A 26,257-nucleotide genomic window follows, 5' to 3' on the forward strand; every position below is an offset into this window, starting at 1 on the left:
CTAACCGCGCCCCTCGCCGCGACGCTGCGCGAACCATTCCACGACGAAGTCCATCAGGCCCTTCCGCAGGCCGATGGCAAAGAACAGAATTACGATGCCAAGCACGATGCCGTGATACTCGGTCAGGCGCGTGACGGTATCGTTGAGGATCAAGAGCAGCACCGTGCCGACCATCGGCCCGAGGAAGGTGGTCACGCCGCCGAGCATGTTGATGAAGATGCCCTCGCCGGAGATCGTCCAATAGGCGAACTCGGGATAGGCGCCGGAGACGAACAGCGCCATGATCATGCCGCCGGTCGCGGCGAACAACGCCGCCAGCACGAATATGGTCAGCTTGGCGCGCCAGACGTCGATGCCGATGAAGCTCGCCCGCGTGGCGTTGTCGCGAATCATGCGCAGCGTGTAGCCGAACGGCGACTGTGCGATCTGGCGCATCAGGAACAGTCCGATCACCAGCAGCGCGCAGCTCGCGATGTAGAGATGCAGATGGTTGGACAGGTCGATGCCGAGAAACGGCGGCCGCGGAATGCCGCCACGCAGGCCCTGGTCGCCGCCGGTCAGCGACTGCCACGACAGGATCGTCGAATGGATCAGCATCTGGAACGCCAGCGTGACGAAGGCGAAATAGATCTCCTTCAGCCGCACGCAGATCGCACCGATGACGACGGCGACGACGAATGTCATCGCCAGCGTGGCGACGAAGGCCACCGGAATCGCGACGCCGGCCTTCTGCATCATCAGGCCGAAGCCATAGGCACCGAGGCCGAAGAACATGCCGTGCCCGAATGAGATCAGTCCGGTGTAGCCGACCAGCAGGTTGAGCGACGTCGCGAACAATCCGTAGGCTGCGCATCGGATCACGAAGTCGAGCAGTTGCTTGCTGCCGAAGATGAACGGCAGCAGCGCGAGCAGGACGAACGCCACGAGCGCGATCAGCACATCGCGATAGCGCTGCGGCCTGGCGTCGATCCGGGGAGGGGCAAGCGGCTGCGCGCCCTGCCCGGCCTGCAACTCGGTCATGCGACCTCCTTGCCGAACAGGCCGGTCGGACGCGACACCAGCACGATCACCATGAAGAGATACATCAGCCCCTCGGTGAACAGCGGGAAGCCGAGCGATCCGAACGAGCGGATCAATCCGATCAGCAGCGCACCAATCAGGGCGCCCAGGATCGATCCCATGCCGCCGATCACGGTGACGATGAAGGATTCGATCAGAACCGAGAAACCCATGCCCGGCGTCAGCGAGCGCACCGGCGCCGCCAGCGCTCCCGCGAGCCCCGCCAGCATGCCGCCGAGCGCAAACACGCCGCCATAGATCAGCCCGGTGTTGATGCCGAGCGCCGATACCATACCGGGGTTATGTGCCGCCGCCCGGATCACCTTGCCGATCCTAGAGCGCGCCAGCCCCAGCCCGAGAATCACGGCCGCAGCGAGCGCCACGCCGATCAGCAGCAGGTAGTACGGCGGCACCACGCCGCCGGCGATGAACAGTGGCGGCACCTGAAAGGCGGCCGGCATACCCATCGATTTGAATTCCGGTCCCCAGATCATGCGGACGACGTCGTCGAAGATCAGCACGAAGGCATAGCAGACCAGGAGCTGCATCAGCACGTCGCGGCCGTAGACCCGGCTCATGAACACGCGCTCGAAGATCAGGCCGAGGATCGCGGTGCCGGCCGCGCCACTCAGCATCGCCAGCGCAAAGCTTCCCGTGAGCTGGTAGGCCGTCATCGCAAAATAGGCGCCAAACATGTAGAAGGCGCCGTGGCTGAAATTGACCACCTTGAGCACGCCGAAGATCAGGGTCAGCCCGACGGCGACGAGAAACAGCAGCATGCCGATGATCAGCCGCTGGTGGTCTGGGTCACCAGGCAGGCAGGGCTGGCGAGGCAACTGGCGAGCGCGTCGAGGTCCACGAGAATCATCCATTACGGCGGGCCGCAACGCCGGCGCGCGACAAGCATCAGATGAAAGGCGGAGACAGCTTGCGGCCCTCTCCGCCTGACATGTGGATCAGGTGTAGCCCTTGCTCTTCTTCCACTCGGCTTCAAGTTCGAAGATGGTCTTCCAGTCACCGGCCTTCACGTCCGGCACATAGGGCTCCTGCGGGATCGTGGTGCCCCAGCCGATCGCGTAGCCAACCAGCGTGCGATCGTCCGCACGCATGGTGACGGTACCATCGGCGCCAAACGGACACTTGATGGTGAGCCCGGTGAGGACTTCTGCGACCTTCTTGCCGTCGGTCGAGTTCGCCTTCTTGACGGCTTCGTTGAGGAACATGACCGCGGTCGCGTTCTGCCAGGACCAGTTGGTCGGGTACTCGTTGTACTTCGCCTTGTAGGCGTCGCCCCAGGCCGCATTCTCCGGTGTCGCCGGGAATGTCTTGATGTAACGGTCGCCGGAGTGGATACCCTTCGGCAGGTTCTTCACCACCGTGAGCGCGGTGTAGTCGGCCATGTTGACCGCGAACACCTCCATCTGGGTGAACAGCGCGTAGATGTTGGCCTGGTCGATATAGGATGTGAGATCGCCGCCCCACAGGCATGAATACAGCGCCTGCGGCTTGGCCTGCAGGATCTTGGTCACGACTTCGGTGTAGTCGGGCTGGAACAGCTTGGGCCAGGACTCGCTGATGATCTCGACATCAGGCGCGAACTTCTTCAGATAGAGGACGAACTCGCCGGTGGTGTCGCGGCCATAGGCGTAGTCGGGCGAACATGTCGCCCATTTTTTCAGGCCCTTGGTCTTGGCAATGCCTGCCGCGTAACCCGCACCAACGATCGAGTCGTGGATGCCCTGCCGCACGCAACGGAAGGCATTTGGAATGTGCTGCTTCGGATCAGCCGTTAGCGACGACGCTTCCGAGCAGGTGTGGATGCAGAGCACGCCGAGATCGCGCGCCACCTCATGAACCGCGAAAGATCCCGACGACGCCTCGCCGTCGAGCAGCATCTCGCAGCCGTCGGTGTTGACGAGCTCGCGCGCGATACGCGCGGCTTCTTGCGGCTGCCCCTTGGAATCGCGGATCACCATCTCGATCTGCCGCCCTGCAAGGCCGCCGGCGGCATTGACCTTCTCGACTTCCAGCATCACCGCGTTGCGCGAGGATGTGCCGAGCTGCGCGACGCGACCCGACAGAATCGTCGGCATGCCGATCTTGATCGTCTTGGCCTGCGCGCGCGCCACCCATGGCGCAGCAAAGGTCACCGCACCGGCGCCCATCAGCGCAAGCGTCGAGCGCCGACTGACGCCCGGTTTCCGGGTCCTCGTCATACTCCCCTCCCTATCGGGTTTGCGTTCCCAAAATCCCTTGCGGAGATCGTTTCGTCTCCATGCCCGTGATGTTTTCAGAGCCAGGGGGGTGACGTCAAGCCAAAGATGAATTACGACTCATAATTCATTCAGGGAGAAAACGGCGCCAGAATTGGCCCGACGAGCGGCAAATGATCAATCTTTCCAGCTTCATCGCATTTCATGCCAGGCGGACGCCGGACCGCTGTGCGCTGAAATATCGCGGCGAGGACGTCTCGTACGCCGACTTTGACCTGCGGATCCGGCAAGTCGGCAGCTGGCTCGCGATGCGCCGGATTGCGCCCGGCGATGTCGTCGCCATCCTGATGAAGAACAGCACCGCTTTTCTCGAGTTGGTGTTCGCAACGAGCCATATCGGCGCGGTTTTCCTGCCGATCAACTATCGGCTGTCGGCCGACGAGGTCGGCTACATCATCGGCAATTCCGGCGCGCGGCTGCTGGTCGCCGATGATGAATTCGCCGCGATCGCAACGGGCGGCGCACCTGTGGTGCTGCTAGGTGAAGTCGCACAGTCGAGCGTCACCAATCTCGCGCCCGACATCGCGCCGGCACCGATCCATGTGCGGCAGCCACGCGATTTGATGCGGCTGATGTACACCTCGGGCACAACCGATCGTCCCAAGGGGGTGATGCTCACCTACGAGAACATCTACTGGAAATCCGCCGACCAGACGCTGGTGCTCGGATTGAACACGGACACCCGGCTGCTCGTGGTCGGCCCGCTCTACCATGTCGGCGCGCTCGATTTGCCCGGCATCGCCGTACTCTGGCACGGCGGCATGCTCTGCATTCACCGCAGCTTCGAACCTGAACCCGCGCTCGCCGCGATCGAGCGCGAGAAACTCAACGCGGCGTGGTTTGCGCCGGTCATGACAACGGCGCTCCTCACCTGCCCCAACCGCGAGCGCTACGATGTCTCCAGCCTGCGATGGGCGATCGGCGGTGGCGAGAAAACGCCGGAGCTGCGCATCCGTGCCTTCTCCGACTATTTCAGGAATGCGCGCTACATCGATGCCTACGGCCTCACCGAAAGCTGCGGCGGCGATACCTTCATGGACGCCGGTCGCGAGATCGAGAAGATCGGGTCGACCGGCCGCGCCATCGCCCATGTCGAGATCGAGATCCGCGACGACGCCGGCAAGCGCCTGCCCGCTGGCCAGGATGGCGAGATCTGCCTGCGCGGGCCGAAGGTGACGCAGGGTTACTGGAAGGACCCCGAGAAGACCGCATCCGCTTTCTTCGGCGACTGGTTTCGCACCGGCGATATCGGCTATCTCGATGACGACGGCTTCCTCTATCTGACCGACCGCAAGAAGGACATGATTATCTCCGGCGGCGAGAACATCGCCTCCTCCGAGGTTGAGCGCGTCATCTACGAAATGCCCGGCGTGCGCGAGGTCGCAGTGATCGGCCTGCGGGACGACCGATGGGGCGAAAAGCCGGTCGCCGTCGTGGTGCTGGACGGCGACGCAAAGCTCGATCTGCCCAACCTCACCAATTTCTGCCGCGCTCGGCTCGCCGGCTTCAAGGTGCCGCGGCAGCTGATCATCCGTGACAGCCTGCCGCGCAATCCATCCGGCAAAGTGCTCAAGCGCGTGCTCCGCGCCGAACTCGAGGCCTCCGCATGACACAAGCGACATCCTCCAAGGTGACAAAGCTCAACCGGGTCGAGCGCAACGCCTGGACCAAGCAGAAGATCTTCGACGCCGCGACCAAGGTCGTCGGCAAATATGGCTATGCCGAAGCCTCGGTTGCCCGCATCACCGAAGCCGCCGGCGTTGCGCAGGGTACCTTCTACAATCACTTCGAGAACCGCCAGGAGCTGCTCGACCAGCTGCTGCCGAAGATCGGCCTCGACATGGTCCGCTTCATCCATGCGCGCACCGGCACCGCCGACGAGGCCAGGCAGGAGATCGAGCGCTTCAGCGCGTTCTTCGACTTCATCCGCGAGGTGCCGGAATTCCTGCGAATTCTCAACGAGGCCGAGTTCTTCGCGCCGATCGGCTACCAGAAGCATTTCGACAACATCTCGAATGCGTATGTCCGGATCCTCCAGCGCGCGCGGGCGGCGGGCGCGACCGACAAATTCAGCGACGAGGAATTCGAGGCCATCGTCCAGGTCCTGATGGGCGCCCGCGGCTATCTCAGCCGCCGCTACTCCTATTCCGAGCACGGCGTCACCGCGGTGCCCGACTATGTGATCACGGCTTACCAGAAGCTGGTCACCCGCGGCCTGTTCAATGCCGGCAACAAGGGAAGCAAGACATGAGCGCTGACGGCACCATCCTCGTCACCGGCGGCAGCCGAGGCATCGGCGCTGCAACCGCAACACTGCTTGCCGATCAGGGCCATCGCGTCGTCGTCGTCGACATCGCGCCGGAACCGCTAGTCGGCACGAACGTCATCCTTTGGCCGGCACCGTTCGACGTCGCGAGCGAGAGCGCCGTGGTCGCGGGCATTGCGGATATCGAGCAGGCCCACGGCCCGATCACCGGTCTCGTCAACGCGGCCGGCGTATTCGGCAAGATGCACACGATCGACCGGGTGCGGATGGAGCAATGGGACCGCGAGGTCAATATCGACCTGCGCGGCACCTTCCTGGTTGCGCGCAGCGTCGGCATCGGGATGGCGAAACGGCGGCATGGCGCGATCGTCAATGTCGCTTCGGTGGCCGGCATGACGTCGGGTCCGATCCACGCCTACACCGCGGCGAAGGCCGGCGTCATCCAGATCACCCAGACGCTTGCCGCGGAATGGGGCCGGACCGGCGTCCGCGTCAACGCGGTGTCTCCCGGCTTCACCCGCACGGCGGCACTCGAAGCCGGTATTGCATCCGGCGCCCTGAACAGGGAGCTGCTGGCCCACCCGACTGCGATGAACCGGCTGGTCGAGCCGATGGAAGTGGCGCAGGCGATCGCCTGGCTGCTCTCGCCGCAGAGCAGCGGCGTGACCGGCATCAACCTGCCGGTCGATGCCGGCTACATCGCGGGCACCACGTGGGCCGCCTATGGCGGCCTGCCGGAAGCACCACGCAGCTGAGGACAATTCATGAATATCGAGCTTCCGCGCCAACATCTCGATCTGTCCTCCGCCATCGCCGAGGGCGACATCCGCGTGCTGCTGATGGTGCTGGTGCACATGACCGGCGAGGAGAAGTGGCTCGAGCCGCCCTACAAGCCGAAGCGCGATGTCCGCCTGATCCCCGATCCGGACGCCGGCGTGCCGAAGCCGATCCAGGACGAGATCCGCGCTGCTGTCCTTAACTTGTTCGCCGACGGCACGCCGAAGCCCGTCATCACCGATCCCGGCGATGAGCTGATGCTGCGGATGATGCGCGCGACTCTCGGCGAGAACGTCGCGCCGGAATATGCACCGTTGATGCGCGAGGAAATGGGTTTCGTTCCCCGCGATGCCCGCTGGCGCACACGTCCCGCTGACGAGAGGCTGGCTCAGCAACATATGCTGATCGTCGGCGCCGGAGTCTGCGCAATCGCGCTCGGCGTTGCGCTCGGACGGCTCGGCATTCCCTACACCATCGTCGAGAAGCAGGACGAGATCGGCGGCACCTGGTATGTCAACCGTTATCCCGGCTGCGGCGTCGATACGCCGAACCACTCCTACTCGTTCTCGTTTGGCGCCCGCAATCCGTGGACGCGCTACTTCGCTCAGCGCCAGGAATTGCTGGACTATCTGCTCAAGGTCGTGCGCGAGCACGACATCCGCAGACACGTCCGTCTCTCGACCGAGCTGGTCGCCTCGCACTGGGACGAAGCCAAGCGGCGCTGGATCTCGACGCTCAGAACCGCGCACGGCGACGAGACCTTCGAGTCCACCGCGCTGGTCAGCGCGATCGGGCAACTCAATGATCCCCTGCCCGCCCGCTTCGACGGCGACGAGGATTTCAAGGGCCTCAAGGTCCATTCGGCGCTGTGGTCCGACGACATCAAGCTCGATGGCAAGCATGTCGCCGTGATCGGCACCGGTGCCACCGCGATGCAGCTGGTGCCGTCGATCGCCGATCGCGTCGCCTCGGTCACCGTATACCAGCGCACCGCGCAGTGGGCGCGGCCGGTGAAAGGCTATTCCGATTCGATCACCGAAGGCGCGCGGTGGCTGCTGGCGCATCTGCCGTTCTATGTGCAGTGGTATCGCTTCAACATGTTCTGGCGCTACGGCGACGGGCTGCTGCCGTTCCTGCGCAAGGATCCGGCCTGGCCGCACCCCGAACGCGCTGTCAACAAGGGTAATGACCGCCACCGCGAGGAGCTCGCCGACTTCATCCTCTCCGAACTGAAGGACCGCCCGGACCTGATCGAGAAGTGCATGCCGACCTATCCGCCCTACGGCAAGCGTATCCTGCTCGACAACAACTGGTTCAAGACGCTGACCAGGCCGAATGTCGAGCTGGTCACCGACAAGATCGACCACTTCGCAACCGACGGAATTGTCACCGCCGACGGCACATCGCGGCAACACGACATCATCGTGATCTCGACCGGCTTCAAGGTCTCCGAGATGGCAGCACGTCTCAACATCACCGGGCGCGAAGGCAAGAACCTCAAGCAGGTCTGGGGAAACGACAATCCGACCGCCTATCTCGGCCTCACCGTGCCTGACTTCCCCAACTTGTTTCTGATGCTCGGCCCGAACTCGGGACCCGCGCATGGCGGCAGCGTGATCTTCCAGTCGGAATGCCAGAGCCGCTACATTTCGGCCTGCCTGGTTGAGATGATCGAGAACAACATCGCGGCGATCGACGTCGACCCCGCCGCGCATGACGAATACATCCGCAACGTCGATGCGGAGCATGAGCAGCTGATCTGGACGCATCCGGGCATGACGACTTACTACCGCAACAGCCGCGGCCGTGTGTTCTCGGCAATGCGTGGCGGTTCGTCGACTACTGGAAGATGACGCACGATCCCGACTTCACGCAGTATCGAAGGACCAGGGCGTGACAGGAAGGCTGACCTGAATTCCCTTGTTCGTTAACTTGACAGCAGGCCATAACTGCCGCAGCATTTCGATGACTGCACCTGTTGGGGTGCTGGAGCGCCTGCTCCTCGCGTCGCAGGAATTGTCGGACGATTATGGGATCGGCCGCCAGGCAGCAGAAGCGGACAGATGTCCGTCGGCCCACCCTTGGAGAGGAGCATGACGCCACCGGCGCAAGCCAGCGACCTTGCTCAGCGGCAAGGTCTCGGTGCACGTTGAGGCGATAGCAGCTGCTAGCCGCGTGCGCTGCCGACAATCTGAACATATCCGCAGGACGAGAGCGCAAAGGCCAAGCGCTTTTGGATCCCGAAACACCACTGGTCTATACCAGATATCCTTCGCTAAAACGAAGTAGCAGGGCCCCGCGATGCTTGAATGCACCGGGGCCCATTCGCTTGCGCGCCGTCTCCCCTTCATCACGCCGCATTGTGTCGCCGCTCGGGATCGGGAACAATCGTCCTGACGGGATCAGGAGCGATCATGGAAAAGCCGCGGGTGCGCGTCTACACCGACTACAAATCTCCCTACGCCTATGTCGCCAACAAGCGGCTGTTCGAACTCGAGGAGACCTTCGGCGTCGAACTGGAATGGCTGCCCTACACGTTGCGCATCCCTGAATTCATGGGCACGGTCGAAGGGCGCACGCCGCATTTCTGGCGCAAGGTGCGCTACTCCTACATGGATGCGCGGCGGTTCGCCAACGCGCAGGGACTGACCATGAAGGGCCCGCGCCGGATCTACGATGCCTTCTATTCAAGCGCTGGGATGCTGTTCGCGCAGCGCCATGGGCTGTTCCGGCCCTATCATGACACGGTCTTCCGGAAGTTCTGGAACCACGAGCTGGAGATCGACGAGTTGTCGGAGATTGCCGGCGTGATTGCCGCTATCGGCGGATCTACCGACGCGTTCGAGGCCTATGTCAACGGCCCTGCCCGCGCCGAGCACGATCGCATCATCGACGAAGCCGAAGCGCTCGGCGTGTTCGGGGTTCCCAGCATGGTGTTCAACGGGGAACTGTTCTGGGGTGGGGACCGCATCGACCTGCTGGTCGAACGGATCAGAAATCCCGAATCGATCGCGCTCGCACTCGGGAGCAGACATCGGAGCTAAGCTCACGCCATTTTGAACCTGCTTGCCGTCCGCGATCGATCAGCCTCCATCCAGGATGGCCCAGCATCCGGTGCGTTCCAGCATCGGCTTCAACGCAGCGCGATCGCCGGCATCGAGCGCGACGAACTTCTCGCGCAACTGCTGCAGGCACTTCACCTGATATTTGAACGGCGCCAGCGCATAGGGCAGTCCCCAGACCTTGATCTCGAGGCGCTCAAGGCCCTTCGCGAATGCATCCGCATTGGCAGCGAGGAATGGTAGATAGAGCTCGCCCGCGATCCGCAGCAACGCTTCAGCGAACCCGCCAAGCGCCTGCTCACGCGGATACCAGCTGCCATCGACACCGGACGCGTCGTCGAGCCGCCGCACCCAGTGATCGGTGAACGGCGCGCGCTCGCGCATGATCCGCATCGGGGTAGGGTCGGTCGCCATCTCGCTGAGTTGTCCGAACCAGGCAAAGTCGGCCAGCGACGGCCGGCTGCCGAACAGATAGTTCGTCATGCCGACATGCGGCTCGAATGCTGCCAGCGTCCGCCGATAGCTCTCCTCGAGCAGGGGCCGGTTCTCGTCGGTCGCACCGAGAATGACCATGCGCGAGATCTGGCGCTTCCGGAACTCCTCGATCTCCTCGCGGCTGCCGGTCTCGGCTTCCGACGTCGACCATTCCTCACCGGCCCAGCGCGAGACGTAGGCCTGGTCTTCCGGGTCCCACCAGCGAAAGAGAAACAGCGGCTTCACCGCCCATTCGTCGGCGAGGTCCTCGAGCAGATCGCAGACGAATGCGACCGCCTTGTCCTTTGGGATCACAGAGCGTTCCTGATGGCGCGCTTCCAGATCATAAGCGAGCGTGGTGGTCTCGCCGCGATAGCTGCCGTCGGGATATTGCAGCACCGGGATCAGCATCGGCTTCAGATGTGCGGTCGCCGCGCGCAGCGCCTTGGTCATGATCACCCAGTCGTGCGGGATCCGCCGGTAGCGCATCAGTGCGCGCAGCTTGATCGCATAGGGCGACGCGGTCGAGCCGATCAGGCGATAGCGGCCTTCAGTCATGACGACGTCTCCGAAAATGCCGGGCTGCCGTAGGGATAGAACCGTGTGAGGTCGACATTCCTGTAGGGCAGCTTGTCCAGACGCGTGGTCCCGAGGAACGGTTGCTCCGGCTCGACCAGCAGGATCGTCTTGGCAAAGCCATTATCGTCGAAGCCGCGCCGGAAATGGACCCGCGACTTGATCGCCATCACGTCGAATGCATCGATGTCAGGCACCAGCACCTTCAGCGAAAACGGCTCCATGATCTGCACCAGATAGGTGGACAGGATCAGCACATTGTTTCGGCCAAAGCGCACGCAGACCCAGAATTGACCGTAGCCCTCGCCCGCCGCCGAGATGGTACCCTGGATCCGAACCGGATCGCCCGCCGACTCGTCGGCGAGACCGCCGATCTCCATGTCGAAGTCATCGCCGGACTTGGCACCGGCGGCCTTTAGGCTCGCCGTCGCTTTGCCGTCCGCAATGGTCGCAACCACTGTATTGGCGAGGTCCTGCGCGATGATCTCGCGCAGCAGCCAGGTCGCCGATCCCGAACGGTCGCTGTGATCGGCGAGCACCACCGGCGTGTTGCGGTCCGCGACGGCCTGCTTCGCCAGCGCGACGCCCTCGGTGATGCTGTGGAGTTTCGTCGATTGCAGCAACGCTTCACGCAGCCGCCAGATCATACCGGCGAGATCGCGCGCGATTTGCTCGGCGAGCTTCGGGTTGTCGTTGGTCAAGACCTGCACGGTCATGCCGACGTCGGGAACATCGGCGAACGGAAAGCCGAAGAAGATGTTGACGTAGACGTCGACCTCGCGGGCCTCCCACACCAGCGCGCGTTGCACGAGATCCATCCACGGGCGCGCCCCGGTCCATTGCAGCACGGTGGGCGAGATCACCGGAACCTTGATCGTCCTGTGTACCGGCTTGTAGTCGCCGCGGATCGCCCGCACCAGCATGCGCGCCGCGCGCTCGCCCTGCAGATGCGCATCATAATGCGGGAAATATTTGACGGCGAACGCCATGTCCGCCTGCTCAAGGAACGCCTCGTCCTCGTTGCCGTGAGGATCAAAGGTCGCAGCGATGAAAGCCGAGCGCCCGACCACCTCGCGGACTTTTCGCGCCAGATCGGCCTCCGGCCGCGGCACGTCGCGCACGGCCATGGCGCCATGCAGGCACAGATAGACGCCGTCGAACGGCCCCTCCTCCTTGAGCCCGGCAATCATCTTGCCAGTAAAGGTCCGATAAGCCTCCTGGGTGATCCAGCCCGATCCGGTGTAGGTCTTCGGCCAGAGCGGCGATTCGATGCCGACCAGCTCGACCTCGGAGAACTCGCGCGCAACCTGCACGAACCCGCCCATGTAGTTCTTGGGATCGAACTGCAGCAGCGCCTCGCCCTTGGCCGGCGAGCCCGGATAGATAAAGTCGTCGAGCGTAGTCTCGTTCGGCAGGAACGAGACGGTTTCGTGGGAGAAATGCAGGACGGCGATACGTATCTTGCGATCGCTCATGTTGGTGTGCCTCGGCTGTTTTCCGCAGTGTGGCATCGAAGGCGCCGCGCGCCAATCCGCATTCGGTTTTTGCCCGACAGACCTGCAAATAAGCAGACGCGACGCGCCTTACCACCGCGCCGATTCTGCTATGGTCCCTGCCAAATAGTCGGGCCCGGCCTTGCAGACATCCCAAGGAGAGAACACCATGAATCCCCCCATCAGCTCGCCCGCAATCAAGGTCGTGAAATCCGTTCGCGAGCAGGTGAGCGCCGAGGAGTGGCAGGCCCGCGTCGATCTGGCCGCCTGCTATCGTCTCACCGCGATGTACGGGATGACCGAGATGATCGCGAACCACATTTCCTGCCGCGTGCCCGGCACCACCGACCAGTTCCTGATCAACGCCTACGGCATGCTGTACGAGGAGATCGACGCCTCCAGCCTGATCAAGGTCGACGTCGAGGGCAACACGCTGCTCAACGCCAGCGACTATGACGTCAACGTCGCCGGCTTCGTCATTCACAGCGCCATCCACATGGCGAAGCACGACATGGACTGCGTCGCGCACACCCATACGCCGGCCGGCATGGCAGTCTCGGCAATGGAATGCGGCCTGCTGCCGCTGGCGCAGACCTCGATGCGCTTCCTGCACATCGCCTATCACGACTTCGAAGGTATCGCCGACAATGTTGACGAGCGCGAGCGGCTGGTCCGCGACCTCGGTGACAACGAAGCGATGATCCTGCGCAATCACGGCCTCTTGGTGGTCGGTCGCACCGTGCCCGCCGCCTTCAACGTGCTGTTCCGGCTCGAGCGCGCCTGCCAGACCCAGGTGATGGCGCTGTCCTGCAACACCAAGCTGATCTATCCGCCGCAAAACATCCTCGAAGACACCTATGAGCGGATGCTGCCCAAGCCCGGCCGCGCCGCCCGCAACGGCGAGCTCGCCTGGCCGGCGCTGCTGCGCAAGCTCGATCGGGCGGATCCGTCGTATCGGGATTGAGGCGGTTGAGCGCGAGGCGCCACTCCGAATAACGCCGTCGTCCCGGCGAAGGCCGGGACCGATACGCCGCAGCAGCCGTCGCAGGCGAGACTCGGCGTTCCAGCATCGCGTAACAGTTCGCATTCGTCGTTATGCGTCCCGGCCTTCGCCGGGACGACAATGAGTGTTTGGCGCTGCTGATGAGCCATACGCCTGCGTTCTCGCGACATCAGGTCCGAACTCCGATCACCCTGCGCGGAGCCACACCGGAATGCGTAACCAAACGGGTCCCGCTCAGCTTACCGCGACAGGGCATCCGCAGATCGCACTCACCGCTTTCCGCGCGATCTCGCGCAGTTCGGTGCGACGCGCACCGGCACGCGCACGGATCGCGATACTGTGCATCGTGGCCGATGCCAGGATCGCGAGCGCTTCAGGATCGGCGTCGGCTTTGAGTTCGCCTCGCTCGCGCGCGGTCTGGAAGCGAGCTTCGAAATCGGCGTCGATCGCACGGAGTCCCTTCGCCACGCTGCTCCGGATCGCGGTGTCTTCGACCGATTCGACGACCGCGGTACCGAGCACAAAACAGCCGCGCGCGCTGCCGCGCCCCGAGAAATAGATCGACAGCGCGGCGTCGTAGGCCAACATCAGCGCGTCGGCCAGCGGACGCTCCTGCGCCAGAGCTTCGCGCGTCGCGGCCAGACTGATCTCCCAATAGCGATCCAGCGCCTCGAGATAAAGAGCATGCTTGTTTCCGAAAGCAGCGTAAAGGCTCGGCGGATTCATGCCCGTAGCGGCGGCAATGCTATCCAGCGTGGTTCCGGAATAACCGGTCCTCCAGAAGGTTTCCGTGGCTTGCTTCAGCGCGGCTTGGGCATCGTACGCCTTCGGCCGCCCCCGCCGTGCCGGGCCCGATTCGCTGTTCTTTCCCGCCATTGTGCAAATACTCCGATAACCGTTAGCTCACCTATATTTGTATACACCGTTACAAAAATCAAGAGCGACCCTCTTGACGCCGATCGGGCTCGCTCTATTTTGTCATCAACGTTACAAAATTAAACGGATTGGTGAAGGGCCCTACGATGCGCTTCGATTTTTCGCCGTTCGCCGGCTGGATAGGCGAGTTCAAGGCGTTCCGCGCAGGCGAAGCGCCGATTCAATTGACGGGTGCCATGGGGGCGAATGCGGTCGAGGCACGCTTCGACGGCGGGACCGCCCGTCCGGTATCGGAACCTGCGACCGTGACGTCCGGCAGGGGCTTCAGGGAACGGCTACGGCGGACGCTGATGATAGCGGTGCCACTGTTTGCCGCAGCAATAGGCGCTGCGGTCTATTTCGCCGGGGAGCCTTACGTCTCCACCGATAACGCGTTCGTCCGCGCGGCGAAGATAACGGTCAATGCCCGCGTCTCGGGCCAGGCGGTCGAGGTCGCCGTCCACGATAATGAGCGGGTCCGCCAGGGCCAGCTGCTGTTCCGGATCGATCCGGAACCCTATCAGATCGCGGTTGATCAGGCGGAGGCACGGCTCGGCAGCGCACGCCTCCAGATCGACGCGCTGAAGGCGACCTATCGCCAGCAACGGGCCGAACTGCAGTCCGCCCAGGATACCGCGGCGTTTGACGAACGCGAATACGAGCGCAAGAAGGCGCTGGTCACCTCGGATTTCACGCCGCGCGCGGTCTATGAGCGCGCGGAGACCGATCTCAAGGTCGCCCGCCAGCGCATCGTGTCGGTCGAACAGCAGATCGCCAACACGATGGCTGCGCTGGACGGCGACGCCGACATCGCGATCGATCGCCATCCGACGGTTCGTGCAGCCAAGGCCCAGCTCGATCGTGCGAAACTCGACCTCTCCTATGCAACAGTGACGGCGCCGGACGACGGCATCGTGACCAGGGTTGATGACCTGCAGATCGGCGGCTTCGTCAATGCCGGCGCACCGGTGTTTTCGCTGCTGTCGAGCCGGCACGTCTGGATCGAGGCGAACTTCCGCGAAACCAGCCTGACCCATATGCGCCCAGGCCAGGCCGCGACGATCGACGTCGACGCCTATCCGGATCGCACCTTCAAGGCGCACATCGTCAGCATGAGCCCGGGTACCGGTTCGGATTTCTCTGTGCTGCCGCCTGAGAATGCGACCGGCAACTGGGTCAAGGTCGTGCAGCGACTGCCGGTGCGCCTCGAGCTCGATGAGGTTGATCCCAACCGGCCGCTCTATTCGGGCATCAGCGTGACGGCACAGGTTAACACCGGCTATCGCCGCGCCTGGGGTCATCCGCTCCAACTCGCCAACGCGATGGGGGCGGCCAAATGAGCACCACCCTGCCATCAGCGGGAGGCGATGGCCATCGCACTCTCGCGCTATCAGCGTTCGCGGCAACCTATATGCAAGCCGTCAACATCTCGCTGCCGAATGCCGCCCTGCCCCATATCCAGGGCGCCCTGTCGATGGCCACCGACGAGGTCGGCTGGGTGTTCTCTTCCTACATCGCCGCGAGCGCAGTGGTGATGTCGGTGGCGAACTGGCTCGCCGGACGATTTGGCCGCAAGACCGTCTACCAGATGTCGCTCGCCGTCTTCGCGCTTGCGCTTCTGCTCGATACGCTCGCAACGAGTTCAGTGCAGTTCGTGCTCGCCAGGGTCCTTCAGGGTGCGGCGAGCGGACCGCTCGCGCCGCTGTCGCTGGCCATCCTGCTCGAGACACGTCCGCCGGCGCAGCATGCCCGGATCAACCTGATATGGTCGTTGTGCTTCCTGATCGGAATCAGCAGTGGGCCGGGCATTGGCGGCTGGCTCAGCGAGTACTATGGTTGGCGGTCGATTTTCTATGTCAGCCTGCCGGCGACGGCGCTTGTTATGGTGGTGACGGCGTTGCTGCTCCGCGAGAAGCGGGCCGAGCGCTCGAAGCCGTTCGACTTCTTCGGGCTTGCGACTTTCTCGCTCGGTATGATCGGGCTGCAAATGCTGCTCGACCGTAGCGAACGCCTGGAATGGTTCGCGTCGACTGAGATCTGGATCGAAGCAGGTGCCTCGGTGCTCGGCTTCTACCTGTTCATCGTGCACGTTCTGACCACGAAGACGCACTTTCTCCGCACGGCGCTGTTCAAGGATCGCAATCTGGTTCTCTCGACGGTGATCTCGTTTGCGCTTGGATTCGTGTTGCTGCCAACCCTGGCCCTGACCTCGCCGATGCTGGAGGAGTTGCTCAACTATCCGGTTGACACCACCGGCTTCATGACCATCCCCCGCGGCGTGGCGCTGGTTGGAACGGTCGTGATGACGAGCCTGGTGCCCGCCCAGATCGACTACCGGCCGTTCATGCTCGGCGGAATGGCACTTGTGGTCTATGCCAACTGGATGATGCTCGGCTATTCGCCACAGATGGACTGGCAAGCCGTGGTTCAGACCGGCGTTCTCCAGGGGGTTGGTCTCGGCATGCTGATCCCGGCGCTCGGAAAGGCGGCGTTCGGAACACTTGATCCGAAGCTGCGCCCGGAGGGTAGCGCCCTGCTCAACCTGTCGCGACTCTATGGCAGCACGATCGGAATCGCAGTGGTGCAGATCTTCTTCTACAACAATACGCAGGCCATGCACGCGGCACTCGCCCGCGACCTCACGCCGTACCGGGCCGCCGCGCATGTCGTGGGTTCGATCGGAGCGCCGGGTCTTGCCGCGCTCAACGAACTGGTCACGCAGCAGGCCGCCGTGGTGGCGGTGATCGGCCAGTTCGAGATCCTGATGTTCGCCATACTGGTCGTCAGTCCGCTGGTGCTGCTTCTCCGGAAACCGCGGCCGGCCAACTAGGAAGGGAATATGAGCATGACAATGTCCAGGACGCTTCGTGATACGCGGCTTCCCCTTAATCACGGCGCTGGTGCAATGCCGGCGGTCGGGTTTGGCACACTGATCCCGGATCCGCTTGCAACCAGACAAGCCACCAGGATCGCGCTGGAGGCCGGATTCCGCCTTCTCGACGGTGCGGAACGCTATCGCAACGAAGCGGCGGTTGGCGAGGCAATACAGGACGCCTTCAGTGCAGGAATCGTGCAACGCGAGGAACTGTTCGTCATGACGAAGCTGTGGAACACAAATCATCGCCCGGAGCGGGTCATGCCTGCTTTCGACGCCAGCCGGCGGCGATTGCAACTCGACGTCATCGATTGCTATCTGATCCACACACCCTTTGCCTTCCAGCCAGGCGATGAGCAGGATCCGAGGGACGAACGCGGCCAGGTGATCTACGACCCCGGCGTGACGCTGGTGGAGACGTGGCGGGCGATGGAACGCCTGGTGGACGACGGCCGCTGCAAGGCGATCGGCCTGTCGGACATCACATTGGAGAGGCTGCGCGAGATCGTTGCGGTCGCGCGGATCAAGCCTGCCGTGGTGCAGGTCGAGTCTCATCCGTATCTTCCCGAATGGGAGCTGCTCGAATTCTGCCGGCAGAATGGCATCGTGCTGCAGGCGTTTGCCGCGCTGGGGCATGCCATGAAGCCCAATCTCCTGGAGGATCCCGTCATTACCGCCATCGCGCGCCGCCTGGGCAAGACCCCGGCACAAGTTGCCCTCGCCTGGGCCGTGCAGCGCGGCGCCGCTTTCCTCACCACCTCGACCAATCCTCAGCGCATCCGCGAGAACTTCGATATCTCGGCGTTGCCCGAGGATGCCATGCAGGAAATGCGCGACCGCATCACGACGAACGTGCGGTTCAACTCGGTGGTGCGGACCGGCGTGCCGGGTTTCATCCCGGGATCGCGATGAACCGCCTTACGGCAGGCTGGACGCGCAGCGCGAGACGCGCGACCGTTCAGGTACCAAGTTGAATCGTCCGCTCCAGCGCCGCGGCGAAGCCGTTGAGCGGGACATTGAAGACGACCGCCTGCCCGGTGTTGATATTCTGCGCGGCAATGGTCAGCGTCTTGGCCTTGCTCATGGTGTCGGTCACAACGGCGGGAAAAGACACCGGAAGCAGACAGCCTTGCGCGGTGCAGGTGGAGAAGCGCGTCTGCTCGAGGTCCTTGCCGTCAAGCTTGACGACGGCCCCGGCGTCGAGCTTGAGCCCGAACGGCATCAACATGTTGCCTTCGGCCTTTCCGTTCCGTGGCAGCAGTTCGATGGCGAAGACTTGCTGGTTGGTCTCCTTGGAAGTCTGTGTCTGGCTGAGTGTGCACAGCCTTACTCCGCCGTCGAGCTGACATTTGACGATCCAGTCCCCGTAGGTCTCGCTGATCGCGGAGGCCCCCTTGGGAAGCTGCACGGGGTGGACCGCGCCATCCATCGCGGACGTCTGACTCCGCGTGTCGATCGAAACGGAGACGCCGCTGGCATCCGATAGATCAGGGGCTCGAGCGGCTTGCGCCGAACTGATGTCGGCCAGAATGGCCAGAACGACGATCGGCCGAAGACGTTTGCCCGCTGCACTGACTCCGACCATGCATTCGCTCCGCCCCGTTACGTCCGGAAACCGATTTTCCATTTTGTGGGCATATTTCCCACGTACGTGGAGGTACGTGTACTTGGAGACCCGCGGACATGCAAGAGCTTATCGCCGCCACCGTGATCGTTGCGATCGTTGCATTCTGCGGCGGGTATTTTTGGGCAGTTGCGCGTGAGATCAGGATCTCGGACAAGCAACAGCGCAAATGACCCAGCCGTCCTAGCGGCAGAACAGCGTTGCGAAGACCCGTTCCTCGCCTGATTTGCCCGCGGGGCGCGTTTTCAACTAAGCTCACCGGATGGACATGCTCGTCAAGCTCTATGCCCTTCCCGATTCCCGGCCCGCCTATGATCGGTTGCAGCAGGCCGGGATTGTCATGCGCCGGGCGCTCGCCCCTGAGAAGCACAAGGTCGTCGGCTGGATACGCGAGACATTCAGCGAGGCATGGGCTAGCGAAACCGAAGTCGCGTTCAGCCACCAGCCGGTCTCCTGCTTCATCGCGATCCAGCACAAGAAGATCGTCGGGTTCGCCTGCTACGATGCAGCCTGCCGTAACTTCTTCGGCCCGACCGGCGTCGCACCCAAGGCGCAGCAGGGCGGCATCGGTAAGGCGTTGCTGTTCGCCTGTCTCGAGGACATGAAGCATCAGGGCTTTGGCTACGCCATCATCGGTGGTGTCGGGCCGGCAGACTTCTATACGAAGGCCGTCGCGCGGTGGCGATCGAAGGCTCCGCGCCGGGAATTTATCGGGGACTGCTGTAGATGGCGGGTTGTGCTTCGCTCGACCGATAGCAGCCTGGGTTGTGACCCTGCCTTGGCGAATTCAGGACGGAACCCGAAATCCGTTCAATCGCAATCGCTTACATACAAGCAAAAGTTGCACTGCAGTCGACGCCACCGCATCGCAGATGCACGCCATGCCTTGCTCTTCGCGATCCCGCTCCTCGCATCATAGCGGCACAATTATTTGGTGCCGGTCGCCATCGACACGACATGAGGACCTTGCGCTTCACATGCCGCCGATGGTCAACTCGCGGATCGGAATGTTCCTGCATCGTTGGGGGAAACATGAAGTTCAAGTTGATTGCGATCGCCGCCGGCCTGGGGCTCGCGCTCGCCACCACGGCGGCGGCCCAGACACCGCGCAAGGGCGGGACCATTCGCATGACGGCGCCCTATGGTTCCAGCTTCACCAGCATGGACATCCACACGACGCCACGCGCCCAGGACGAGATCTACGCCAAGGGGCTGCACCGGTCGCTCTACATCTGGGACTCTACCGAAGGTAAGCCGGTTCTGGAACTTGCCAAGGAGGTCGTCGTTTCGGGCGGAGGTCTCGTTCACACCTTCAAGCTGCGCGACGACGCCTATTTCCACAACGGCCGCAAGATGACCGCGGACGACATCATCTGGTCCTACAATCGCATCATGGACGGCACCAAGGCCTATCCCGGCGCGCGCTTCGTCCGCATCATCGAAGGCGCGGCCGAGGTCGAGAAGGGCCAGGCCAAGGAGATCTCCGGCCTGAAGAAGATCGACGACTTCACCCTCGAAATGAAGCTGACCGAAAAGGTCGATCCGGCCTTCTATTTCTTCACCGCGCTGACCTCGATCTATCCCGCCGACGAGGGCGGCAAGGAAAGCTTCCTCCAGAAGCCGATCGGGCTTGGTCCGTTCAAGTTCGTCGAGCACGTGCCGGGATCGCGCATCGTGCTGGAACGCTGGGACCGGTTCTACAAGCCAGGCAAGCCATACGCCGACAAGCTCGTGATCTCGCTGATGGGCGAAGCCGCGGCGCGCGATGTCGCCTTCCGCAACAAGGAGATCGACACCTCGGTGCTGGGGCCGGCACAGTATGTCGCCTATCAGGCCGATCCCGACCTCAAGGGCACCATCGTCGAGGTCGCCGAGGTCTTCACGCGCTATATGGGGATGAACCCCGCCTTCAAGCCGTTCGCCGACAAGCGGGTTCGACAGGCCATCAACTACGCGATCGATGCCGATCTGATCATCAACAAACTGGTCAAGGGTAAGGCCTATCGCGCCACGAGTTGGCTGCCGCTGACCTCGCCTGCCTACGACAAGGCCATGAAGCCCTACCCCTATGATCCCGCGAAGGCCAAGCAATTGCTGGCCGACGGGGGCTATCCCACCGGCTTCGAATTCGAATGGACCACCAGCCAGAATGAAAGTTGGGGCCTGCCGATCGTCGAAGCAGCGATCCCTATGCTGGACAAGGTCGGCATCAAGGTGAAGGTCAAGCAGGTCGAGACCGCCGTGCTGGCGGAGGTCATTCGCAAGGGCGACTTCCAGGCCTTCATCTATTCGCAGGCGACCGGCCCGGATCCGCAGGCGGCGCTCAAATGCTTCCACTCGGCGACGCCGCAATCGGCCTGCAACTATACGAACTTCAAGAACGCGGAGTTCGACAAGACGATCGATGACGCCGGACAGACCGACGACCCCGCAAAGCGCGTCCAGCTGCTGCAAAAAGCCAATGCGCTGCTCCGTGAGGAAGCGCCGATCTGGTTCTTCAACTACAACAAGGCCGTTATGGCGGTGCAGCCCTGGCTCAAGGGAATTCAGCTCGACGCCACCGAACTGACCCATCAAAATGTCGAGGACCTCTGGGTCGACGAGACCTCGCCCGCGAAGTGACAGGTGCCACCGTCCTCCCTCCATCGCGAGATGGAGGGAGTGAGGAAAACGTTCAATGCTCTCCTTCGCGATCCGTCGAATCCTGCAGACCATTCCGACCGTGCTGGCCGTCGTGCTGCTGATCTTCGTGCTGTTCAGCATCGTTCCGGGCAGCATCGCGTCGAGCATGGGCGACGATGGCCGCGGCCCGACGGACCCGCAGGTCGTGGAACGCATGAAGAAACAGCTCGGCCTCGACGATCCCGTTTATGTGCGTTTCGGCGCCTATATCGCCAAACTCGCGACCGGTGATTTCGGCACCTCGTTCCGGACCCGCGAGCCGGTCACGACCATGATCGCCAAACGGATGTGGCCGACGCTGCAATTGATCTTCGCGGCGCTGACATTTGCGGTCACGGTCGGCGTGCCGCTGGGCTTCATCGCCGCGCTGAGGCCGGGCAGCATCGTCGACACGCTCTCGATGGTGCTCGCGGTATCGGGCCTCTCGATGGCCAAGTTCTGGCTCGGACTATTGCTGATGTACCTGTTCGCATTGAAGCTCGGCTGGCTGCCGAGTTTCGGCTACGGCGATGGCGGGCTCAAATATCTGCTGTTGCCCGCCATGACTCTCGGCGTCTCGCCGATGGCGCTGCTGGCGCGGACGACGCGTGCCGCGGTGCTCGAGATCATGACCGCGGATTTTGTCCGCACTGCGCGCTCGAAGGGCATGAGCGAGACCCGGGTCGTGACCTGGCACGTGATGCGCAATGCCCTCGTCATTATTCTCACCGCGATCGGCCTGCAATTCGGTGTTGTGATGGGGCAAGCGGTCGTCGTCGAGAAGCTGTTCTCCTGGCCGGGCATCGGCTCACTGCTGGTCGACAGCGTTTTGCAGCGCGACATTCCCGCCGTGCAAGGCACCATCCTCGTGGTGGTGCTGTTCTTCCTTGCCGTCAATACGCTGGTCGACCTGCTCTACGGGGTGATCGATCCCAGGATCAGATACGCATGAGCGGAAGCCGGCTTCATCACGTCTTTGCACAACCGGCCGCGCAACCTGCCACGGCGGAGCGGCCGCGATGAAGCTTGGAACCAGTGCGATCATCGGCGGGCTGCTGTTCGCGCTGGCGATCTTCGTCGGCCTGTTCGCGCCCTGGCTGGCGCATACCGATCCGGTGATGGGCGCCAATCTGATGAATGCCGAGGAGCCGCCGAGCTGGATTTGGTGGTTCGGCACCGATGCACAGGGCCGCGATATCTATTCCCGCGTCGTGCACGGCGCGCGCATCTCACTGACGGTCGGCATCGTCTCGCAGCTCGTCAACAGTGTCATCGGCGTGACGCTGGGCCTGACTGCGGGCTATTGGGGCGGCTGGTGGGACGATTTCGTCAACGGGCTGACCAATGTCATGCTCGCGATCCCGTCGCTGATCTTCGCACTCGCCATCATGGCGGTGCTCGGACCCGGCCTGACGAGCTTGCTGATCGCACTGGGATTGACCAACTGGTCCTTCACCTGCCGGATCGCACGGGCCTCCACGCTGTCGCTCAAGAGCCAGGGCTATGTGCAGGCAGCAAGGGTGCTCGGCTATGGAGATCTGCGCATCATGATCACGCAGCTACTGCCGAACATGATCGGTCCCATCATCGTCATCGGCACGCTCGGCATGGGCGGTGCGGTACTTGCGGAAGCTCGCTCTCGTTCCTCGGTCTCGGCATCCGTCCACCCTATCCAAGCTGGGGCAGCATGCTGTCGGAGGCACGCGACCAGATCACCACAGCGCCGTGGCTTTCAGTGTTTCCGGGGCTCGCGATCTTCCTGACGGTGCTCGGGCTCAATTTGCTCGGCGACGGCTTGCGTGACGTGCTCGATCCCCAGTCGCGGAGCCGGCGCGCATGACGGCCGTTCCGCTGATCGAAGTCGAGGACCTGCGCATCGATCTCGATGACGGCGCCACGCATGTCGCGGCAGTCGAGGGGGTTTCGTTCCGCATCGATCGCGGCGAGACATTCGGTTTGGTCGGCGAGTCCGGCTGCGGCAAGAGCATCACGGCACTTGCCCTGATCGGATTGTTGCGCCGGCCGCTCTCGATCGCCGCCGGCGCCATCCGCTTCGAGGGCCGCGAGATCCAGGGATTGTCCGCAGCCGAGCAGCGTGCGCTGCGCGCAACCGCATCGCGATGATCTTCCAGGAGCCGATGACGGCGCTCAACCCCGTCTCGCCGGTCGGCCGGCAGATCGCCGAAATGTTCGTGCTGCACAAGGGCAAGAGCTGGCGCGAGGCAAACGAGCTCGCCGTCGAGGCGCTGGCGAATGTCCGCGTCCCCGCGCCGGAACGGCGGGTGGAGGATTATCCGCACCAGCTTTCCGGCGGCATGCGCCAGCGCGTGATGATCGCGATCGCGCTGGCCTGCGATCCGGATCTCCTGATCGCCGACGAGCCGACCACCGCGCTCGACGTGACGGTGCAGGCGGAGATCATCGAGCTGATGCGCAATCTGTGCGCCGAGCGAGGCACTGCGATCCTGATGATCAGCCACGATCTCGGCCTGGTCGCCAATGTCTGCCGCCGCGTCGGGGTGATGTATGCCGGCCGCATCGTCGAGGAGCGCGGCTCGGACGACATCTTCCGCGCCGGCGCGCACCCGTACACGCAGGGCCTGGTCGACTCGCTGCCGCGGCTGGGAAGCCGCGCGGCGCTTGGCCGGTCGCGGCTCAGGGAAATCGCCGGCGTCGTGCCGGCGATTGCAGACTTCCCCGCCGGCTGCCGCTTCAATCCGCGTTGCGCGCAAGCGACCGAGATTTGTCGGACCACCGTGCCGGAGACGACCTGGCTCGATGCAGGCGGCCTCGTCAGGTGCCACCACCATGGCTGAACCCGCGGGGAGGCCCGATGACAACGTCATCCTCAGCGTGAAGGATCTCGCGGTGCATTTCCCGCTTGGCGGCGGCCTGCTCGGCGGCGACCGGCGGGTGCTGCGCGCGGTCGAAGGCATCGATCTCGAACTGAAGCGCGGTGAATGCCTCGGTCTGGTCGGCGAATCCGGCTGCGGCAAGTCGACCGTCGCACTTTCGCTGCTTGGACTGCTGACACCGACGCGTGGCAGGATCGTGCTGGACGGACACGTCGTGACGGAGCGGCGGTCGGTCGATCGAAAGCGATTGGCCCGTATCGCGCAGATGGTATTCCAGGATCCCTACGCCTCGCTCAATCCACGCCAGACCGTTCGCCGCATGCTTGAGGACCCGCTGCGCCTGCATGGCGTGACGGCCCAGAGCGAGATCGACGGACGCGTTGCCGAGATGCTCAGGCAGGTCGGCCTACGGCCGGAACAGGCCGGCCGCTACCCGCATGAATTCTCCGGCGGCCAGCGCCAGCGGATCGGCATCGCCCGCGCGCTGATCCTCAATCCGAAGATCGTCATCTGCGACGAACCGGTGTCGGCGCTCGATGTCTCGATCCGCGCCCAGATCATCAATCTGCTGCTGGAATTGAAGGAGAGCCTCGGCCTCTCCTATATCATGATCAGCCACGACCTCGGCGTGGTCGAGCACATGAGCGACAGGGTCGCGGTGATGTATCTCGGCCGCATTGTGGAGACAGGCGGCTGGCGCGACATCTTCGAACGGCCGGCGCATCCCTATACGCAAACCCTGATATCAGCGATTCCCGATCCGCTACGTCGCGTGCCGTTGGCGACGGCAAGGGGCGAGCTTCCCAATCCGCTCGATCCGCCGGACGGCTGCGCATTCAGTCCGCGCTGTCGTTATGCCGAAGCGGTGTGTCACCGTGAACCCGGGCCTTCGCTCGAGACGCGTCCGGATGGGCACGCGGTCCGGTGCTGGCGGGCCGACGAGATCGCCAGTCAAGCGAGCTGATCTCTCTTAAGTTCGAGCATGATCCCTTCGGAAAGCCGGCTTCCACTTTTCCGGATCGTGCTTAGCGCAGCTTCCCGAAGAACTCCCGCACCTCGCCAACGAACAGCTCGGGCTGCTCGAACGCGGAGAAGTGCCCGCCCTTCGGCATCTCGCTCCAGTGCTGGATGTTGGTGAAGCTCGTCTCCATCCATTTGCGGACCGGCGTGACGATCTCCTTGGGAAACACGGCAACGCCCGTCGGCACACTGACCTTGTGAGGGGTTCGCTTGCCGGGCCCGAAGCTTTCCCAATACAGCCGCGCCGACGATGTCGCCGTCTCGGTGACCCAGTACAGCATGACATTGTCGAGCAGTTCATCACGGCTGAGGATGTTTTCCGGATGCCCGTCGCAGTCGGTCCAGGCCCAGAACTTTTCCAGGATCCAGGCCGCCTGCCCGCTCGGCGAATCCGTCAGCGCATAGCCGAGCGTCTGCGGCCGGGTGGACTGCTGCTTGGAGTAGCCGAATCCCAGTCGGCATAATATTTGATACCGTTGAGCGCGCGGGTCTCCTCCGGCGTCGGCTGCCCCTCGACATTGGGCCGGGTCGACATCGCCAGCGTGATGTGGATGCCGGCGCAATGCGCCGGATCCTGCCCGCCGATCGCGGTGGTGACCGCGGAGCCCCAGTCGCCGCCTTGCGCGAAGTATTTGGCGTAGCCAGCCGCTCCATCAGGGCGGCCCAGGCCTTCGCGATCCGGTCGACGCCCCAGCCTGTCGCGGCCGGCTTGGCCGAGAAGCCGAAGCCCGGCAATGACGGGCACACCACATGGAACGCATCGGCGGCGCTGCCGCCATGCGCCGTCGGATCGGTCAGCGGCTCGATCACCTTGTGGAATTCAACCACCGATCCCGGCCAGCCATGGGTGATCATCAGGGGCCGCGCCTCCGGATGCTTTGAGCGGACATGGATGAAGTGGATGTTGAGTCCGTCGATCTCGGTGGTGAACTGGCTGAACCGGTTCAGCCGCGCCTCGCGCTGCCGCCAATCATAGGTCTCGGCCCAATACTGGCAGATGTCCTTGATCCAGTTGAGCGGCGCGCCCTGGCTCCAGTCGTCGACCAGCTCGGCCTCCGGCCAGCGCGTCCGGCGCAATCGGGTGCGGAGATCCTCGAGGACATTGTCGCCGACGGCGATGCGAAACGGACTGATGGCGTTTGTCATGGCGTCTCCCGGGGATGCTGAACTTTCCGGACAAGATAGGGGCGCGCGGCTCGCTGATCAAATCAGTGCCCCGATTTGACGTACCCCTATCCGTCGCCTGCACAAACCCTGCACGACAAAGCGCGAATTCTGCATGACAAAGCCCGCCACAGCCCTCGCCATCTTGTTAAGACAGAGG

The 26,257-nt window shown here is 63.4% G+C and carries 19 protein-coding genes and 4 pseudogenes; 15 read left to right on the forward strand and 8 right to left on the reverse strand.

Going from position 1 to position 26,257, the window contains the following annotated elements:
- From ALC15_RS19315 to ALC15_RS19325, 3 genes and pseudogenes are all read right to left on the reverse strand, one after another.
- Complete coding sequence (locus ALC15_RS19315; protein WP_050628617.1) at window positions 1-1,020, reverse strand: branched-chain amino acid ABC transporter permease; 1,020 nt, start codon at window positions 1,018-1,020, stop codon at window positions 1-3.
- Window positions 1,017-1,918, reverse strand: a pseudogene (locus tag ALC15_RS19320) (branched-chain amino acid ABC transporter permease). Before ALC15_RS19320 ends, ALC15_RS19315 begins: the two are co-directional and overlap by 4 nt.
- A 97-nt stretch (window positions 1,919-2,015) precedes the next feature.
- Entirely contained in the window at window positions 2,016-3,275 is a 1,260-nt protein-coding gene (locus ALC15_RS19325) for an ABC transporter substrate-binding protein (RefSeq protein ID WP_050628618.1), read from the reverse strand.
- A gap of 170 nt (window positions 3,276-3,445) precedes the next feature.
- Here ALC15_RS19325 and ALC15_RS19330 point away from each other — a divergent pair, with 170 nt between their 5' ends.
- From ALC15_RS19330 to ALC15_RS19350, 5 genes are all read left to right on the forward strand, one after another.
- A complete protein-coding gene (locus ALC15_RS19330) occupies window positions 3,446-4,942 on the forward strand; it encodes an AMP-binding protein (protein WP_050628619.1) in 1,497 nt (498 codons plus the stop codon).
- Window positions 4,939-5,583 (forward strand): TetR/AcrR family transcriptional regulator, encoded by a 645-nt coding sequence (locus ALC15_RS19335; protein ID WP_050628620.1) that lies wholly within the window; start codon window positions 4,939-4,941, stop codon window positions 5,581-5,583. Before ALC15_RS19330 ends, ALC15_RS19335 begins: the two co-directional genes overlap by 4 nt.
- Entirely contained in the window at window positions 5,580-6,353 is a 774-nt protein-coding gene (locus ALC15_RS19340; protein ID WP_050628621.1) for an SDR family NAD(P)-dependent oxidoreductase, read from the forward strand. Before ALC15_RS19335 ends, ALC15_RS19340 begins: the two co-directional genes overlap by 4 nt.
- A gap of 9 nt (window positions 6,354-6,362) precedes the next feature.
- Window positions 6,363-8,228 (forward strand): flavin-containing monooxygenase, encoded by a 1,866-nt coding sequence (locus ALC15_RS19345; protein WP_244486157.1) that lies wholly within the window; start codon window positions 6,363-6,365, stop codon window positions 8,226-8,228.
- A 561-nt stretch (window positions 8,229-8,789) separates the two neighbouring features.
- A complete protein-coding gene (locus tag ALC15_RS19350) occupies window positions 8,790-9,419 on the forward strand; it encodes a 2-hydroxychromene-2-carboxylate isomerase (RefSeq protein WP_050628622.1) in 630 nt (209 codons plus the stop codon).
- A 39-nt stretch (window positions 9,420-9,458) separates the two neighbouring features.
- Here ALC15_RS19350 and ALC15_RS19355 read toward each other — a convergent pair whose 3' ends face one another.
- Both ALC15_RS19355 and ALC15_RS19360 read right to left on the reverse strand, forming a co-directional pair.
- Window positions 9,459-10,469: a glutathione S-transferase N-terminal domain-containing protein gene (locus ALC15_RS19355; RefSeq protein WP_050628623.1), complete on the reverse strand. Its 1,011-nt coding sequence runs from the start codon at window positions 10,467-10,469 to the stop codon at window positions 9,459-9,461.
- Entirely contained in the window at window positions 10,466-11,962 is a 1,497-nt protein-coding gene (locus ALC15_RS19360; protein ID WP_050628624.1) for a M81 family metallopeptidase, read from the reverse strand. Before ALC15_RS19360 ends, ALC15_RS19355 begins: the two co-directional genes overlap by 4 nt.
- A 187-nt stretch (window positions 11,963-12,149) precedes the next feature.
- Between ALC15_RS19360 and ALC15_RS19365 the strand changes: the two genes are divergently transcribed.
- Window positions 12,150-12,944: a class II aldolase/adducin family protein gene (locus tag ALC15_RS19365; protein ID WP_050628625.1), complete on the forward strand. Its 795-nt coding sequence runs from the start codon at window positions 12,150-12,152 to the stop codon at window positions 12,942-12,944.
- A 273-nt stretch (window positions 12,945-13,217) separates the two neighbouring features.
- On the opposite strand, the gene ALC15_RS19370 is transcribed toward ALC15_RS19365, so the two are convergent.
- Window positions 13,218-13,859: a TetR/AcrR family transcriptional regulator gene (locus ALC15_RS19370; RefSeq protein WP_050628626.1), complete on the reverse strand. Its 642-nt coding sequence runs from the start codon at window positions 13,857-13,859 to the stop codon at window positions 13,218-13,220.
- Between the two features lie 146 nt (window positions 13,860-14,005).
- Here ALC15_RS19370 and ALC15_RS19375 point away from each other — a divergent pair, with 146 nt between their 5' ends.
- The 3 genes from ALC15_RS19375 to ALC15_RS19385 are packed head-to-tail and all read left to right on the forward strand — an operon-like array spanning window position 14,006 to window position 17,685.
- Window positions 14,006-15,238 carry an HlyD family secretion protein gene (locus ALC15_RS19375; RefSeq protein WP_050628627.1) on the forward strand — a complete coding sequence of 411 codons (1,233 nt, stop codon included), beginning with the start codon at window positions 14,006-14,008 and terminating at the stop codon, window positions 15,236-15,238.
- Complete coding sequence (locus ALC15_RS19380) at window positions 15,235-16,728, forward strand: DHA2 family efflux MFS transporter permease subunit (protein ID WP_050628628.1); 1,494 nt, start codon at window positions 15,235-15,237, stop codon at window positions 16,726-16,728. Before ALC15_RS19375 ends, ALC15_RS19380 begins: the two co-directional genes overlap by 4 nt.
- Window positions 16,729-16,743: 15 nt before the next feature.
- Complete coding sequence (locus tag ALC15_RS19385; protein ID WP_050628682.1) at window positions 16,744-17,685, forward strand: aldo/keto reductase; 942 nt, start codon at window positions 16,744-16,746, stop codon at window positions 17,683-17,685.
- A gap of 46 nt (window positions 17,686-17,731) precedes the next feature.
- On the opposite strand, the gene ALC15_RS19390 is transcribed toward ALC15_RS19385, so the two are convergent.
- Window positions 17,732-18,358, reverse strand: coding sequence for an invasion associated locus B family protein (locus ALC15_RS19390; protein WP_050628629.1), 627 nt, complete (start codon window positions 18,356-18,358; stop codon window positions 17,732-17,734).
- Between the two features lie 301 nt (window positions 18,359-18,659).
- Between ALC15_RS19390 and ALC15_RS19395 the strand changes: the two genes are divergently transcribed.
- The 6 genes and pseudogenes from ALC15_RS19395 to ALC15_RS19420 all read left to right on the forward strand — a co-directional run bounded on the left by ALC15_RS19395 (window position 18,660) and on the right by ALC15_RS19420 (window position 24,877).
- A complete protein-coding gene (locus tag ALC15_RS19395) occupies window positions 18,660-19,316 on the forward strand; it encodes a GNAT family N-acetyltransferase (protein ID WP_244486158.1) in 657 nt (218 codons plus the stop codon).
- Between the two features lie 113 nt (window positions 19,317-19,429).
- Window positions 19,430-21,019, forward strand: coding sequence for an ABC transporter substrate-binding protein (locus ALC15_RS19400; protein WP_050628630.1), 1,590 nt, complete (start codon window positions 19,430-19,432; stop codon window positions 21,017-21,019).
- Between the two features lie 55 nt (window positions 21,020-21,074).
- Complete coding sequence (locus ALC15_RS19405) at window positions 21,075-22,010, forward strand: ABC transporter permease (protein ID WP_050628631.1); 936 nt, start codon at window positions 21,075-21,077, stop codon at window positions 22,008-22,010.
- Window positions 22,011-22,077: 67 nt separating this feature from the next.
- A pseudogene (locus tag ALC15_RS19410) lies at window positions 22,078-22,898 on the forward strand (ABC transporter permease).
- Window positions 22,895-23,874: pseudogene (locus ALC15_RS47225) on the forward strand (ABC transporter ATP-binding protein). Before ALC15_RS19410 ends, ALC15_RS47225 begins: the two co-directional pseudogenes overlap by 4 nt.
- Window positions 23,867-24,877 (forward strand): ABC transporter ATP-binding protein, encoded by a 1,011-nt coding sequence (locus ALC15_RS19420; protein ID WP_050628683.1) that lies wholly within the window; start codon window positions 23,867-23,869, stop codon window positions 24,875-24,877. The pseudogene ALC15_RS47225 and the gene ALC15_RS19420 overlap by 8 nt, the downstream one beginning before the upstream one ends.
- A gap of 61 nt (window positions 24,878-24,938) precedes the next feature.
- Here ALC15_RS19420 and ALC15_RS19425 read toward each other — a convergent pair.
- Window positions 24,939-26,079, reverse strand: a pseudogene (locus tag ALC15_RS19425) (epoxide hydrolase family protein).
- Window positions 26,080-26,257: the final 178 nt, after the last annotated feature.

It is taken from the genome of Bradyrhizobium viridifuturi (assembly GCF_001238275.1).
Taxonomy (GTDB): Bacteria; Pseudomonadota; Alphaproteobacteria; order Rhizobiales; family Xanthobacteraceae; genus Bradyrhizobium; species Bradyrhizobium viridifuturi.